General features: G+C 63.4%; 15 protein-coding genes. 11 read left to right on the forward strand and 4 right to left on the reverse strand.

Features of this window, described 5'->3' with window-relative positions; all coding sequences use genetic code 11:
• Positions 1–45 precede the first annotated feature (45 nt).
• Together DOM57_RS10955 and DOM57_RS10960 are read left to right on the forward strand one after the other, a co-directional pair.
• Complete coding sequence (locus tag DOM57_RS10955; RefSeq protein ID WP_110649234.1) at positions 46–1,044, forward strand: branched-chain amino acid ABC transporter permease; 999 nt, start codon at positions 46–48, stop codon at positions 1,042–1,044.
• The gene (locus DOM57_RS10960; protein ID WP_110649235.1) at positions 1,044–2,357 is read left to right on the forward strand and encodes a branched-chain amino acid ABC transporter permease; all 1,314 of its coding nucleotides are present in this window, start codon (positions 1,044–1,046) and stop codon (positions 2,355–2,357) included. Before DOM57_RS10955 ends, DOM57_RS10960 begins: the two co-directional genes overlap by 1 nt.
• A 120-nt stretch (positions 2,358–2,477) precedes the next feature.
• On the opposite strand, the gene DOM57_RS10965 is transcribed toward DOM57_RS10960, so the two are convergent.
• A complete protein-coding gene (locus tag DOM57_RS10965) occupies positions 2,478–3,680 on the reverse strand; it encodes an ABC transporter substrate-binding protein (protein ID WP_110649236.1) in 1,203 nt (400 codons plus the stop codon).
• 228 nt (positions 3,681–3,908) lie between these two features.
• Between DOM57_RS10965 and DOM57_RS10970 the strand changes: the two genes are divergently transcribed.
• The 5 genes from DOM57_RS10970 (at position 3,909) to DOM57_RS10985 (ending at position 7,270) form a co-directional block, all read left to right on the forward strand.
• A complete protein-coding gene (locus tag DOM57_RS10970) occupies positions 3,909–4,211 on the forward strand; it encodes a hypothetical protein (protein ID WP_110649237.1) in 303 nt (100 codons plus the stop codon).
• A 94-nt stretch (positions 4,212–4,305) separates the two neighbouring features.
• Entirely contained in the window at positions 4,306–4,482 is a 177-nt protein-coding gene (locus tag DOM57_RS22045) for a hypothetical protein (protein ID WP_204352932.1), read from the forward strand.
• Positions 4,483–4,590: 108 nt separating this feature from the next.
• Positions 4,591–5,361 carry a trehalose-phosphatase gene (gene otsB / locus DOM57_RS10975; RefSeq protein ID WP_110649238.1) on the forward strand — a complete coding sequence of 257 codons (771 nt, stop codon included), beginning with the start codon at positions 4,591–4,593 and terminating at the stop codon, positions 5,359–5,361.
• Positions 5,362–5,575: 214 nt separating this feature from the next.
• On the forward strand, positions 5,576–6,949 hold the full coding sequence (locus DOM57_RS10980) for an alpha,alpha-trehalose-phosphate synthase (UDP-forming) (RefSeq protein ID WP_110649239.1): 1,374 nt from the start codon (positions 5,576–5,578) through the stop codon (positions 6,947–6,949).
• Positions 6,950–7,123: 174 nt separating this feature from the next.
• Positions 7,124–7,270, forward strand: coding sequence for a hypothetical protein (locus DOM57_RS10985; protein ID WP_110649240.1), 147 nt, complete (start codon positions 7,124–7,126; stop codon positions 7,268–7,270).
• Positions 7,271–7,585: 315 nt separating this feature from the next.
• Here the strand turns inward: DOM57_RS10985 and DOM57_RS10990 are convergent, their stop codons facing one another.
• The 3 genes from DOM57_RS10990 to cas1f all read right to left on the reverse strand — a co-directional run bounded on the left by DOM57_RS10990 (position 7,586) and on the right by cas1f (position 11,507).
• Positions 7,586–8,488 carry a zinc metalloprotease HtpX gene (locus DOM57_RS10990; RefSeq protein ID WP_204352933.1) on the reverse strand — a complete coding sequence of 301 codons (903 nt, stop codon included), beginning with the start codon at positions 8,486–8,488 and terminating at the stop codon, positions 7,586–7,588.
• A gap of 261 nt (positions 8,489–8,749) precedes the next feature.
• Entirely contained in the window at positions 8,750–10,582 is a 1,833-nt protein-coding gene (ftsH, locus tag DOM57_RS10995) for an ATP-dependent zinc metalloprotease FtsH (RefSeq protein WP_110649242.1), read from the reverse strand.
• A 580-nt stretch (positions 10,583–11,162) separates the two neighbouring features.
• On the reverse strand, positions 11,163–11,507 hold the full coding sequence (cas1f, locus tag DOM57_RS11000) for a type I-F CRISPR-associated endonuclease Cas1f (protein WP_239496190.1): 345 nt from the start codon (positions 11,505–11,507) through the stop codon (positions 11,163–11,165).
• Between the two features lie 209 nt (positions 11,508–11,716).
• Between cas1f and DOM57_RS22050 the strand changes: the two genes are divergently transcribed.
• The 4 genes from DOM57_RS22050 to DOM57_RS11015 are packed head-to-tail and all read left to right on the forward strand — an operon-like array spanning position 11,717 to position 14,517.
• Positions 11,717–11,863, forward strand: a complete 147-nt coding sequence (locus DOM57_RS22050; protein ID WP_204352934.1) for a hypothetical protein — start codon at positions 11,717–11,719, stop codon at positions 11,861–11,863.
• A gap of 3 nt (positions 11,864–11,866) precedes the next feature.
• Positions 11,867–12,601 (forward strand): metal ABC transporter ATP-binding protein, encoded by a 735-nt coding sequence (locus DOM57_RS11005; protein ID WP_110649243.1) that lies wholly within the window; start codon positions 11,867–11,869, stop codon positions 12,599–12,601.
• On the forward strand, positions 12,598–13,482 hold the full coding sequence (locus DOM57_RS11010; protein WP_110649244.1) for a metal ABC transporter permease: 885 nt from the start codon (positions 12,598–12,600) through the stop codon (positions 13,480–13,482). The genes DOM57_RS11005 and DOM57_RS11010 overlap by 4 nt, the downstream gene beginning before the upstream one ends.
• A gap of 42 nt (positions 13,483–13,524) precedes the next feature.
• Positions 13,525–14,517, forward strand: coding sequence for a metal ABC transporter substrate-binding protein (locus DOM57_RS11015; RefSeq protein ID WP_204352935.1), 993 nt, complete (start codon positions 13,525–13,527; stop codon positions 14,515–14,517).
• The last annotated feature ends 79 nt before the right edge of the window (positions 14,518–14,596 follow it).

The raw sequence follows: 14,596 nt of genomic DNA on the forward strand, positions 1-14,596 counted from the left end.
AGACATCAAGCCTAGCGCCAAACCGATTCCAACAGAGACTCCGTCGTGAATGAGCTGATCTACTTCTTCAACTACGTGGTCGTGGCCGGCAGTGTCACCGGCTGCATCTACGCCATGGGCGCCATCGGCGTGACGCTGATCTACAGCATTCTGCGCTTCGCCCACTTCGCTCACGCCGACATGATGACGCTGGGCACCTTCGTGGTGTTGCTGTTGACGCTGGCGTTCCCGCACGCCGGCGATGCGCTCGGCCTGCCCACCGCGATCGTCATGCTGCCGATCGCCATGGCCGTCACCTCGCTGGTCGCGGTCGGCATCGACCGCGCCTTCTACCAGCCGCTGCGCGCCCACGGGGTCAAGCCGATCGTGATGGTGATCGCCTCGCTGGGCGTGACGCTGATGCTGCAGGGCCTGATCCGGCTGTTCGCCGGGACCGGCGCGCAAAGCCTGTACGTCGATGCACGCAAGGAGATCTTCCGCATCGACCTGCCCGGCATCACCCGGCCAATCGTCGTCACCGAACCGCAGATCATCCTGTTCGCGGTCACCATCGTCGCCGTGGTCGGCCTGCATCTGTTCCTGACCCGGGCTCGGCTCGGCAAGGCGATGCGCGCGATGTCCGACAACCCGGACCTGGCCCGCGCCTCCGGCATCAACACGCGGCTCATCATCACCCTGACCTGGATCATCGCCGGATCGCTGGCAACGCTGGCCGGCACCCTGCTGTCGCTGGACGTCGCGTTCAAGCCGGATCTCAGCTTCTTCCTGCTGCTGCCGATCTTCGCCGCCGCCATCGTCGGCGGCGTCGGTCACCCCTACGGCGCCATCGCCGGCGGCTTTCTGGTCGGTTTCGCCGAAACGCTCGCCGTCTTCAACTGGTCGGTGCTGCTGCGGCCGCTGCGCGACAGCCTGCCCACCTGGCTTGAACTGCCCAACAACCTGGCGCTGGTCGGCACCGAATACAAGATCGTGGTGCCCTTCTTCATTCTGGTGGCGGTGCTGATCTGGCGCCCGACTGGCATCTTCAAAGGAAAGGTGATCTGATGACTACTCCTTCGCCACGCTTTTCCTCGCCGCAACCGTCCTCGTCACAACGCAGGCTCCCCGCTCGCGAACTGCTGCTGTTCGTCGGCCTTGCGGTCGTCGTGCTCGGCGTCTTCGCATTCATGGGCCCCGCCTACGCCACACGCATGCTGGTCGAGGCGTCCTGCTATGCGATCCTGGCACTCGGCCTGACCATTCAGTGGGGTTACGCTGGCCAGTTCAACGCCGGCATCATGGGCTTCGTCGCCCTGGGCGGTTTTTCCGCCACCTTCCTCAGCATTCCGGTCAACCATGCGTTCTGGGCCAGCGATCTCCCCGGCCGCCTGGGCTGGGTATTGCTGGCAATGGTCGCGGTCACCGCCATCGTCTTCGCCATCAGCCGCCTCGATCGTATCGGCGTACCCAAGCTGCTGCGTACGATCCTGGCGATTGTCGCGGGTATCGTCGGCTACCTGGTCGTCGTCAGCTGGCTGCGCAGCGTGACCAACGATATCGAATCCCAGGTGGAATTCATCGGCGGCCTGGGACTGCCGGTGTGGCTCGGCTGGATCGTCGGCGGCGCGCTGGCCGGTGGCATCGGTTATTTCATCGGCCATATCTGCCTGGGGCTGCGCAGCGATTATCTGGTCATCGCCACCCTGGGCATCGCCGAGATCATCAAGGCATTCCTCAAGAATTCCGACTGGCTGACTCGCGGCACCGCCACCATCTCGCCGTTGCCCTGGCCGGTACCGGCGCCCGGCGAGGTGGGCTTTTTGACCGCCCGTGCGCTCTATCTGTCGGTGACCGTGGTGATGATCGCGGTGATCTTCTTCCTGCTGCACCGCGCCTATCACGCCCCCTGGGGGCGCATGATCCGCGCCATTCGCGACAACGAGGTCTCCGCGGCGGCCATGGGCAAGTCGATCAATCGCCGGCGTCAGGAGATCTTCGTCTTCGGCTGCATTCTGATGGGCATCGGCGGCGCCGCGCTGACCAGCTTCAACGGCATCTTCGATCCTCAGGGCTACCTGCCGCTCAACCATACCTTCCTGGTGCTGGTGATGGTGATTCTGGGCGGGCCGGGCAATAACCTGGGCACGCTGTTCGGCGCCGTGCTGGTCTACGTGATCTGGATCATGTCCGGTCCGCTGGCACTGGCGCTGATGCATGGGGTCGCGGCCCTGGGGGCCGACTGGTTCGACTGGCAGCCGGGCAATCTCGACAGTCGTGCCCTGCAGGCCCGGGTCTTCGTGATCGGCCTGTTGATTCTGCTGGTACTGCGATTCGCGCCTCGAGGGCTGATCCCGGAGAAGGTCGCGCATCACGATTGAGCCGGGAGGCGCTCGAGCTCGACATTGCCCTGACCCAAAACGCAAGAACCCGNNTCGGGTTCTTGCGTTAGCACCGAATCGGCAGAGCTTACTGCTCGATCGGCCCCTTGGTGACGCTATTTATTCACCAACCGGCCCCTTGGTGACGAACTGGCCATCCTCGACCGCCATCTCGACCACGATGCCCGGCACGTCACCGTTGTCGTCGAACTCCGCGCTGCCGGAAGCGCCTTCGTAGTTGATCTCCTTGCCCTCTTTGATCAGCTGCTTGGCCTTTTCCCACTCGCCCGGCAGGATCGTCTCGCCCGGCGCGGTCGCGACATCGCGCAGCGCCTCGGAGAGCCCCTCGCGATCGGCACTGCCGTTCTTCTCGATCGCCAGTGCCAGCAGGAAGGCGGCGTCGTAGGACTGCGCCGCGAATACCGCGCTGGGATCGATGCCAGCCTTCTCGGCCAGATCGTTGAAGATGCCCGAACCGGGAACGTCCGGCGAGCCCGGCCGCGTGGCGATCATCCCCTCGAGCACGTCCGCGCCGATCGCGTCGACCAGCGAGTTGCCGACCATGCCGTCGGCGCCGATGAACTGGGTGAAGGCGCCGCTTTCGTATGCCTGACGCAGGATCGTCTGCCCGGAGGTATCGGCATAGGCAAGCACAACCAGCGCCTGCGAGCCGCTGGCGGATAGCTGGCCGATCTCCGAGCGGTAGTCGGCGCGATTATCTTCGTGAGCCAGGTTGGCCGAAACCGTGCCGCCCTCGGCTTCGAAGGTCTTGGTGAAAGCGCCGTCCAGCCCTTGACCGTAGTCGTTGTTGACGTAGGTCACGGCGACATCCTCGATGCCCTTAGAGATCAGTAGTTTGGCCAGCTGTTCACCCTGGAAGGCATCGGATGGCACGGTGCGGAAGACCAGATCGTTGTCATCCAGATCGGTGACCGCCGGCGCGGTGGACGCCGGCGAGACCATGACCACACCGCCGGGAATCGCCGCATTGTTGGCCGCCGCGATGGTCGCGCCGGTACACAATGCGCCGACGATCGCGGTGACCTGTTCGCTGTTCACCAGCCGGTCGGCGGCGTTGGAAGCCGCCGAGGCGTCCGAACAGGTGGTATCGCCAGAAGGCATGGTCATCTTCTCGCCATCGAGTAGACCGCCCTGGTCGTTGACCTCCTGCATCGCTAACTTGGCACCGTCGAAGATCGGCGGGGTCAGACTCTCGATACCGCCGGTGAAGCCCCCGAGGAATCCCACCTTGACATCCGCCTGCGCAGCACCGGCACACACCGAGGTCGCGGCGATCGCCAGCGCGAGAACTGTCTTTTTCATCGTTGTTGTCACTCTTTTGTTGGGTTACGAAAGGCCTTGTTCACTCTGCTAGCACCTCAGCCAAAAGACAAGCGTTGGTAACGGTTCGTGTCCCCGTCTTTTGGCAAATTTCCACCGGGTTATATCGTCAGCGACTGCCCGCAAAGCAGAGGTTGTCGCGGCCGACGGCAATCCTGGCAATTCCGCGCTACGCTGAAGACGCCATCATGTTCCGGCAAGGAGAGAACCATGCACAAGCACGTCGAATGGGATTCCCCCGGCGACGCCAGCGTCGATAGCCACTACGCCAAGGACGAACAGCATCGAGTCACGCCGCAGCCCGGGATGATCCTCACCGCCCGCTACCACGGCGCCACGGTCCGCATCCAGGTCGAGGCCTACAAGGACGGCGTCAGTATCGGCAAGGTCGCCGCGCTGATCGACGACGACGGCGAGCGCCACGACAGCCACGGCATCCTCAATGTCGGCGACATGGTGCGCCTGCCGGACGACAAACGCGCCTTTCAGGCGCCGAGAGACGACGAGGATTGAGCCGATCTGGCCGACGATCGACTCGGCGTATCGTCTACGCTAACGAGGCCATCGATCGAGCCATCAAGGCAACTTCATCAAGGAGGAAGAAGCAATGCAGAAGCAAGCCCGCGTCGAACCGGTCTTCGACAGCAGCGACCTGAAGGAAACGATCACCGGCTGGGTGGTCATCGATGAAAGCCAGCCCGACAACGAGAACGTCGTCTCCGAGCATGCGACTCAGGACGAGGCGCTGCGCGCCGCCGAGCGCTTCGAACAGGACGAGCACTAAGTCGAACAGTGCAGTACCAAGCCGAACAGTTCTAGGCCGAACGGCACCACGCAACTATCGGTTCCGTTCGAACCCGACCATCCACCGAGAGGGGCTTGCGCTGGCCAAATGTCCAAATCTCCGACGCATCTTCCTTCTTCGCAACTTCCCCCGCCACGCCGTGACTGGGCGCTGTTTCTCGACTTCGACGGCACCCTGGTGTCGCTCGTCGCCCATCCCGACGATGTCCGCGTATCGCCGCGTCTGAAGGCGCTGCTCGGCGAGCTCGACAGGACTTTCGGCGGTGCCGTGGCGGTGGTCAGCGGACGTCCGCTGGACCAGCTCGAGCGCCTGCTCGAGCCGGTTTCCCTGCCGATGGCGGGCGTTCACGGGCTTGAGTGGCGCGATGCCGACGGCACGCGCCACACGGCGGTCGACCAGCCCGCCCAATTGGCTTCCTGCCGTGATGCCTTGGCGGCCTTCGTCGCGGCCCACCCCGGCCTGCACTACGAGGACAAGGGCGTCTCGCTGACCCTGCACTATCGCGGTGCCCCGGAACTCGCCGAGGCGTGCCGCGAATTCTTCGAGGCCCAGCATCGAGCACTTGGCGACACCTTCGAGCTGATCCCCGGCAAGTGCGTCCTCGAACTGCGTCCCAGCGGTCACCACAAGGGCACCGCCGTCGAGCGTCTGCTCGACAAAACACCGGCCTTCCAGGACCGTACGCCGGTTTTCATTGGCGACGACGTCACCGACGAGGACGCCTTTCGCATCGTCAACGCTCGCGGCGGCCATTCCATACGTGTCGGCAGCCAGGATGAGACTGCCGCAACCTGCTACCTTGGATCGGTACAGGAGGTACTGACATGGCTGGAGAGCCTGACACGGCAAGATCGTTGACCTTGCCCATGACGCGGAACACCAGCGCGAACGCGGCCTCGCCGGCAACTGCCAGGTCAGCGTGCCGTTCGATAACCAGGCACACCGCCAGGGCGACTCTCCGAACTCCTCGACACCGCGAATCGCAAAGCGTGGGGCAACTTCCCGCAGACCTACAGCATGGTCGGTTGATCAGCTCGGCGACACACCTCAGTCGTAACCAGGAGGAGGCCGTATGCCCCGTCTCGTTGTCATTTCCAATCGCGTATCCATCCCCGAACCCGGCAAACCCCAGGCCGGCGGCCTGGCCGTCGCGATCACCGGCGCCCTCGACGAATATGGCGGGCTATGGTTCGGTTGGGACGGCGAGACCAGCCAGACAGCTACCAGCCAGCCCACCACCGTGCAGCGCGACAACATCACCTACGCGACGCTGCCGTTATCCAAGGAAGACTACGAGGACTACTACCTGGGCTTCTCCAACGAAGTCCTCTGGCCGGTCTTTCACTTCAACCTCGGTGCCATGGACTTCCAACTGAAGTACGCCGAGGCGTATCAGCGAGTCAACGAACGCTTTGCCGGCACCCTAAACACCCTGCTCGAGGGCGGCGAACTGATCTGGGTACACGACTATCATCTGCTGCCGCTGGGCAAAGCGCTGCGCAAAAAGGGCGTCAAGGATCCGATGGGGTTCTACCTGCATACCCCTTTTCCCGGCTACGATCTGCTGCGTGCGCTGCCAGGCTACCGCGGCCTGCTCGACGACCTTCTGCACTACGACCTGCTCGGCTTCCAGACCAACAACGATCTGCATGCTTTCCGCCAGTCAGTGATCGAAGCCTTCGGCGCCGAGGTGTCCGGCGACGCTAACGAGTGCAAAGGCCGCCAAGTACGTACCGGCGTCTACCCGGTGGGCATCGACGTCGAAGCGCTAACCGCCGAAGCCGAGCGCTCCTGCGACAATGAACAAGCGCGTCAGCTCAGGGAGGACCTCGGCGAGCGTGATCTGGTCATCGGCGCCGACCGGCTCGACTACTCCAAGGGTCTGGTGCAGCGCTTCAACGCCTTCGAGGCGCTGCTCGCCAATTTCGAGCATCGCCGCCAGAAGACGATATTCATGCAGATCGCCAGCCCCTCGCGCAGCGCGATCCCCGAATATGACGAACTGCGCCGCCAACTCGAGGAGATGGCCGGGCACATCAATGGCACCTACGCCGATCTCGACTGGGTGCCGGTGCACTATCTCAACCAGACCTTCCCCCGCGAAGCGCTGATCGGCCTGTTCCGTTCCGCCCGGGTCGGGCTGGTAACCCCGCTGCGTGACGGCATGAACCTGGTCTGCAAGGAGTTCGTCGCCGCCCAGGACCCCGACGACCCCGGCGTACTAGTGCTCAGCGAGCTGGCCGGCGCTGCCAAGGAGCTGAACGGTGCACTGCTGGTCAACCCCTACGATGTGCGCGCCATTACCAGCGCCATCGAACAGGCACTGAACATGCCACTCGATGAGCGTCGCAAACGCTTCCAGCAGATGATCGACGTACTCAGGCGCAACAGCCTGCTCGAATGGCGCCGGCGCTTCATCGACGACCTTGCCCACAAGCCCGACTGATCGGCTGGCCGAGCCCCTTGCCGCACTCGCAAGGGGCGCTCCGGGGGAGTTGGCAAAGCGAGCCACGCTTTCTACCTTGACTAACGAATCCGCCGAACAGGAGACAGCGATGGCCGACCTGGGAACCTGCGCCTGCGTGGGCTGCGAACACGAAGTCACCAGCGAGCAAGTGCCATGAGCGAAGGGCAGGCCTTCTGTTGCTCGGCCTGTGCGGCCGGTCATCCCGATGGCATGCCCTGCATCCACGAAGGGTGTCCCTGCACCGAGCTCAACCGTCCCGCTTCCCCCGCTTCCGGCGAGTTGCCCCGCGAAGGCCTCTGATCCGGACACCGGAAATACTCGAGCCAGCATCCTCAAGGCAAGGAGCGACCATGCAGAAACAAGCCCGTGTGGAACCGGTATTCACCGCCTGAACGAGAAGGTCACCGACTGGGTCGTGATCGACGAAAGCCAGCCCGACAACGAGAACGTCGTCTCCCAGCACGACACCCAGGACGAGGCGCTGCGCGCCGCCGAGCGGTTCGAAAACGAGGAGCATTGAGCCATCCACCACGGCCCGCCACCGGCGGGCTGTCTGATCCCCGCCCCGGCCCCAGCGATGTCAGTCGCGTGCCGGCTTTTCACACCCTTCGTCGATCACCAGTAATGACCAAAGCCCCGGAAGCGGGGGACACCCGGATTCGATGCCGGCGGCACCGACAGCACGTCGTGCGCGGGATCTACCGGCCTGCTTCGCTGTGGCAGCGACCGCAACCGTGCCACCCGGTCCTCCGTTGGGGGATGCGTGCGCAACAGTGACGGTTCGGGAATGCGTCGTCCGGGCAGAAACATCTCTTCCCAAAAGCGCCCGACGCGACGCTCGAGCTTGAGCAGCGCCCTGGCCAGCCCGGCGGGATCCCCGGTCAGCTCCGCCGCCGCCCGGTCGGCATCGTACTCCCGGCTACGCGACAAGGCCAGCTGCAGAAGCGCCATCAGAAGCGGCGAGAAGGCCAGTAACAGCAGTATGTGCCAGGGCAGATAAGCGGCCCCGGTCAAGAACAGCGGCAGGTTCAGCAACAGAATCAGCTGACCGATCCAGGAGGCCAGGGAGACGATCCGCGACATGGCATCGGCAAGCCCCATGATCCACAGGTCACGGTGTGAAATATGCGCGACCTCATGCGCCAGAACCCCCTGCAGCTCCCGCCGGTCCAGCAGTCGCAGGAGCCCATCGGTGACGCATACCGCACTCTCTTCGGGCGCGCCGACCGCAAAGGCGTTGGGCAGGCGGCTGGGCACGTAATAGAGTTCCGGCACTCGCGGTAATCCGGCCCTGCGCGCCAGATCCGCCATCATGACAATGCCTTCGGGAAACTCCCTGCCGCTGAGCCGTCGCGCCTTATAGGACGACATCAGCAGACGCCTCGGCAGCGCCGGGGTCAGGACGAGACCCAGCATCGCGCCCGCGACGATCAAAAACGTCAGCGCGGGCCCTGCCATCATCCCGACCACGGCCCAGACGATCAGCCCCATTCCGCCGATCAACAGGGCAGAGTGCAAGAAGTTATATACACGATGCCGTCGAGTGGGGGTCATCCTTAGTTTCTCGCCATAGCCGCATGGAAAACGCCATTCCTTTCCAGCACGCAGAGTCAGGGCACGCTACCTGGCGGCCACCGAGTCGCCGAACCTCATGCCCCGGTATTCGGCGTCGACGGAAGCTGCACGCAAAAGCCGACAGGTAGGCGTGGCAACCATACCGGTGCCGGTTGCCATTATTCGCCTCTATCACAATCCTGACCGGGAACTGGCCAGAACCGTTCAGGCAGCCGCGACCTCGGGCACACGGACCTTCTCCGCGACGGCGGCAAGATCAGGCTCATCGAGTGTTTCGCGATCGAGCAGTTCGCGAGCCGTCTCTTCCAGCAGCGCCCGGTTCGCTTCGAGAATCGCCACAGTACGCGCGAAGACTCTGTCGATAATCGCCTTCACCGCCGCATCCATCCTCTCGGCCGTCGCCTCGCTGTAGCGGCGGTTCAACCACGAGGATTGATCGCCCGTGCCGAGAAAGCCGGGGCGGTCCGTGTCGTAGCTGACATGGCCGAGTTCCTCATCCATGCCATAGCGGGCCACCATGGCGCGGGCGATATCGGTAGCCTTCACCAAGTCGTCGGCCGCACCGGTGGAGAGGTGACCATAGATGATCTTTTCGGCCGCCCGTCCACCCAGCAGCACCGCGATCTTGTTCTCGAGTTCCTCGCGGGCCATCAGGAAACGGTCCTCCGTCGGGCGCTGGATCGTGTAGCCGAGCGCACCGATGCCTCGCGGGATAATGGAGACCTTGTGCACCGGATCCACGCCCGGCACCGCCATCGCGACCAGCGCATGCCCCATCTCATGATGCGCCACGATCTCGCGCTCGCGCGGATTGAGGACACGGTTGCGTTTCTCCAGCCCCGCGACAATGCGCTCGACCGCGTTGTTGAAATCGGCCATGGTCACGGCCTCTGCCCGGCGCCGGGTGGCGAGCAGGGCGGCCTCGTTGACGAGGTTTGCGAGATCCGCCCCCGAGAAGCCGGGGGTCAGGGCCGCCACCTTCTCCGCATCGACATCAGGCGCAAGCGTCACCTTCTTCATGTGCACGGTCAGGATCGCGATCCGCCCCGCCTTGTCGGGCTTGTCCACCAGCACCTGCCGATCGAAGCGCCCCGCCCGCAACAGCGCAGGATCAAGCACCTCAGGCCTGTTGGTCGCGGCCAGCAGCACAATCCCCGATGTCGGGTCGAAACCGTCCAACTCGGTCAAGAGCTGGTTCAGCGTCTGTTCCCGCTCGTCATTGCCGCCGGCATGCTGGCCCGAATTGCGTGCACGGCCCAAGGCGTCGAGCTCGTCGATGAAGATGATCGCGGGGGCATTCTTGCGGGCCTGCTCGAAGAGATCGCGAACGCGCGCCGCACCGACACCCACGAACATTTCGACGAACTCCGAGCCCGAGATCGACAGAAATGTGACACCCGCCTGCCCGGCCACGGCGCGGGCAAGTAGAGTCTTGCCGGTGCCCGGGGGGCCGACCAGCAGCACGCCCTTCGGCACTCGAGCGCCGAGCCTTCCATACTCCTCGGGGTTGCGCAGGAAGTCCACGATCTCCTCCAGTTCGCCCTTGGCCTCGTCGACGCCAGCGACGTCGTCGAAGGTCACGCCGGTTTCCTTCTCCATGTAGACCTTGGCGCGGCTCTTGCCGACCGGCATGAAACCGCCGAACCCCTGCTTCTCGGCGAACTTGCGAAACAGCAGCATCCACACCGCAAAGAAGACAAAGGCCGGCACGACCCACGACAGGATCGTCCCGACCCAGGTGTGTCTTGGCACACCGGTGATCTCGACGTCGGCCGCATCAAGCCGGTCGAGGATCGCGGGGTCCACGATGTTGGTAACGAACTGGCTGTGGCCATCGACCGGTGTGTCGAAGGTACCGGTGATCGTGTCGCTACCCACGGCGACCGCCCGTATCCTGCCGTCTTCGAGGTAGGACTCGAATTGACTGTAACTGATCGGCACCACGTCCCGTGAACCGGCGATGATATCCTGGATAACGATCACCGCGACGAAAGCCAGCACCCAGTACCAGAGATTGAATTCGGTCTTCTTCTCCACCTTTTCGCCCTCCGCCCTTGCCGCTAGTCTCTCCCCTTCCTTCCGGCCAGAAGCCATATCCTTACATGCTCACCAAGCCCTGCCGGCACAGCGCGCGCTCAAGACACGCCTCACATGATCTCTCCACGTCGAGGCATACGATATATGTGGCCCGAGCCAATTCAGTCAAGGCTACAGGAGCCTTTCCCGATCCGGCCCTCTTCAATAGCGTTGCGCAAGCCGCCGATCGGTTCCGGTAGCCACCGGCGACCGAGCCAGACGGGTAGCCTTGGGCAGGAAATACCCAAAACTGATAGACAAAATACGGGCTATATTGCTGTATTGATCGCCGTTTATCTGGCTTGTTCCTGTTCCCCAAAGGCGCCCCACAGAAGTCACTCATGATCATGGAGCCACTCACAAAGCACTGGTTCCAGCGCCTTGATACGTTCGTGTTCGGATGCGAGGCACGACTCCGCCGGAGCTTCTCTGACGAAAATGGTCAATGGTTCTATCTGGGCGGGCCGACCGGGCCCCCATGGCCACGCTTGTCATTTTTCTGAGCTGCCTGGGCGGCAGCGCACGTAGGACGATGCATCGGTTACTCGGTGGGCCGGTATTCACTCTGCGGGGTCAGCCAGGCGACGTCGACATCGACCTCGTTCGCTGCGAACAGCGGCGTGCCACCGCCGCCGCAAAAACCCACCAGCACGCCGGCCTTGGCCAGCTCACGCATCGCCGCCTGAGTGATCGACGTTCCCGTCCCTAATAACAGGGAAGTGGTATTGGCAATCGGAATATTCCAGTAACGCGAGCGCTTTCCTTCGTCGGTGACGTACTCGACCCGGCCACCGTTCACCAGTACCCGGCAGTGTTGCAGGTAGTACAGATTGGCCCGTTTAGAGTGGAGTATCGTTTTCAGGTCATTGGGCGAAAGGTCGTCCATGGCATCGCTCAGGCTGCAAGAAGGTCTGTTACCGTTGGTAACTCAAAAACTTCATGTCAACAAGCGATGCCTATCGATTGTCTGATTTCTCTTACATCAGAAGTCGCGCAAAGCATCAGCTGCAGAGTGATTGAATGCCACAAGTAAACTTTCCTTGGCACCACTTTTGTTATGTTATAACCTTCACGCCTCTTTCAAGAGGTAGCTCCATGTCACATCGTCACCGTCATCGCCCCGATGGGCCATGTCATTTTTCCTTGATGTCGCTCGGTGCCGGGCGGCGAGTCCTGCTCGCGTTGTTGCCACTGGTCGTGTTGTGGCTGACGGCGGCCTGGGCTGCCGGAGTGCTGGGCTAGGTCATGGCTTCGATTCTGACACTCGAGTCGCTGACGCTGGCACAGGGCAACCGTCTGGTATTGGAAAATATCGACGGCCAGTTCGAGACCGGCAGCATCACCGCCCTGGTCGGCCCCAACGGCGCCGGCAAGAGCACGCTGGTCCAGGGCATCATGGGCGTATTGCGGCCGATCCGCGGCCGGGTGCGCTGCGAGGTTCCCAACGCCCGCCGTGCCTGGCTCCCCCAGCAGTTGGCGCTCGATCTCACCTTTCCCATGAGCGTCGAGGAGCTGGTGATGACCGGCTGTTGGCCGACTCATGGCAGTTTCAAGCGCTACGGCCCGGCGGAGTATCGCCGCGGCCAGGCAGTGATGCAGCGCCTCGGCCTGCAGGCGTTCGAACACCGCCCGCTGGGTGAACTCTCGGGCGGCCAGCGCCAGCGCGCACTGCTAGGCCGTACGCTGATGCAGGAAGCGCAGCTGCTGCTGCTCGACGAGCCCTTTGCCAACGTCGATGCGGCCACGGTGGAAATCCTGATCGACGCGCTGCGCGACATGGCCGCCGATGGCGTTTCGATCATTATCGTGCTGCACGATCACGATCAGCTGCGGCGGCTGGCCGATCGCGTTCTGCTGCTCGACCGCGGCCACGGCACCTGGACCACCCCGGCGGCACTGGAAAACCGGCCCACGGCCCAGGTCTCGGCATCCCTCGCACACGCTTCCGGTTCCACTCCACCGACGGGAAATCCGGCATGATCGATTGGTTGTTCTCTCCGCTGGTGGATTTCGGTTTCATGCGCCGCGCGCTGGTCGCGGGACTGGCGCTGTCACTGGTGGCGCCGCCGCTGGGCGTCTTCCTCACGCTGCGCGGCATGAGCCTGGTCGGCGATGCCATGGCCCACGCGGTGCTGCCGGGGGTCGCCGTCGGCTTTCTGCTCGCCGGTTTCTCGCTGCCGGCGATGAGTTTCGGCGGGTTGATTGCCGGCTTGCTGGTGGCCGGACTCGCCGGCAGTGTCTCGCGCCTGACCGGGCATCGCGAGGACTCGGCCATCGCCAGCTTCTATCTGATCTCGCTGGCCGCCGGGGTGATGCTGATCTCGCTGCGCGGCAGCAGCGTCGACCTCACGCATGTGCTGTTCGGCTCGATCCTGGCGGTGGACAGCACCGCACTGTGGCTGATCGTCGGCGTTTCCAGCATCACGCTGATCGTGCTCGCTGCGATCTTCCGCATCCTGGTGGTGGAGTGTCTGGACCCGCTGTTCCTGCGCGGCCAGGGCGTTCGCGGGGGAGCCGTGCATGGACTGTTTCTCGGCCTGATGGTGCTCAATCTCACCGCTGGCTTCCAGACCCTCGGCACGCTGATGGCGGTCGGCCTGATGATGCTGCCGGCGACGGCTGCGCGGTTCTGGTCGAAGCGCCTGGAAGGCCTGATGGGGCTGGCGATCGCCATCGGCATGTTCTCCAGCACCGGCGGCCTGCTGCTTTCCTACCATCTCGGCCTGCCCTCCGGCCCCTGCATCATTCTGCTGGCCGGCGTGGTCTATCTGCTCTCAGCGCTGTTCGGGCGATATCACAGCGTGTTTGCGCGCTGGCGTCGCCGGGTACAACCGATTCTGCCGCCGGATGCCCACGGCTGAGTCGTCGTCCACCACCATTCACTTACGCAAGAGGAATTCGCGATGTCTCGTCACCTGCTTCCTGCCACGCTGCTCAAGGCCTTGATGGCCGGCACCCTGAGCCTTGCCGCGCTCGTTCCGGCCTACGCTCAGGAGCCGCTGAAGGTCGTCACCAGCTTCAGTATCCTCGAGGATATGGTCGAAACCATCGGCGGCGATCACGTCGCGGTGCAATCGCTGGTAGGGCCGGATGGCGATGTACATGCCTTTTCGCCCAAGCCCGCCGACGCCCAGTCGCTTGCCGACGCCGACCTGATCGTGGTCAATGGCTTGCAGCTCGAGGGCTGGATCGACCGGCTGATCGACGCCAGCGAGTATGACGGAGAGATCGTGGTCGCCAGCGACGGCATCAAGACGCGTGCGTTCGAAGGTCATGAAGACGAGGAAGACCATGACCATGACCATGACCATGACGATCATGATCATGCCGCCGCCGGTGAAGAAGAACATCATCACCATGGGGACATCGATCCGCACGCCTGGCAGGATCTCGAGAACGGCGAGCAGTACGCTCGCAATATTCGCGACGCGCTGGTCAAAATCGATCCGGCCCATGCCGATGACTACCGCGCCAATGCCGAGCAGTACATCGAACAGATGAAAACGCTGGACGCCGAGGCCAAGCAGCGCATGGCGCAAATTCCCGAAGCCAACCGCCTGATCATCACCAGCCATGACGCCTTCGGCTATTTCGCCGATGCCTATGGCCTGAAGCTCCTCTCGCCGGTGGGCATCAATACCTTGGCCGAGCCTAGTGCCAGCGACATGGCTGCATTGATTCAGCAGATCGAGACCAGTCACGCCAAGGCGCTGTTCCTGGAGAACATGAGCAATCCGGCGCTGATCAACCAGCTGCATGAAGAGACCGGCATCGCCATCGGCGGCACGCTCTATGCCGATGCGCTGACACCGGATGGCGAAGGCAGCACCTATCTCGGCATGTTCCGCCACAATGTCGACACCCTGATCGACGCGCTCGAGGCAGACGGCAACTGATAGATCATGGCCAGCGGCGCGGTCCCGCCGCTGGCCAATTCCATCGCGCTGGGCGAGACTGGCCGGCAGCCTTTGCCGT

Origin of the sequence: Salinicola peritrichatus (assembly GCF_003206715.1) — a bacterium.
GTDB lineage: Bacteria > Pseudomonadota > Gammaproteobacteria > Pseudomonadales > Halomonadaceae > Salinicola > Salinicola peritrichatus.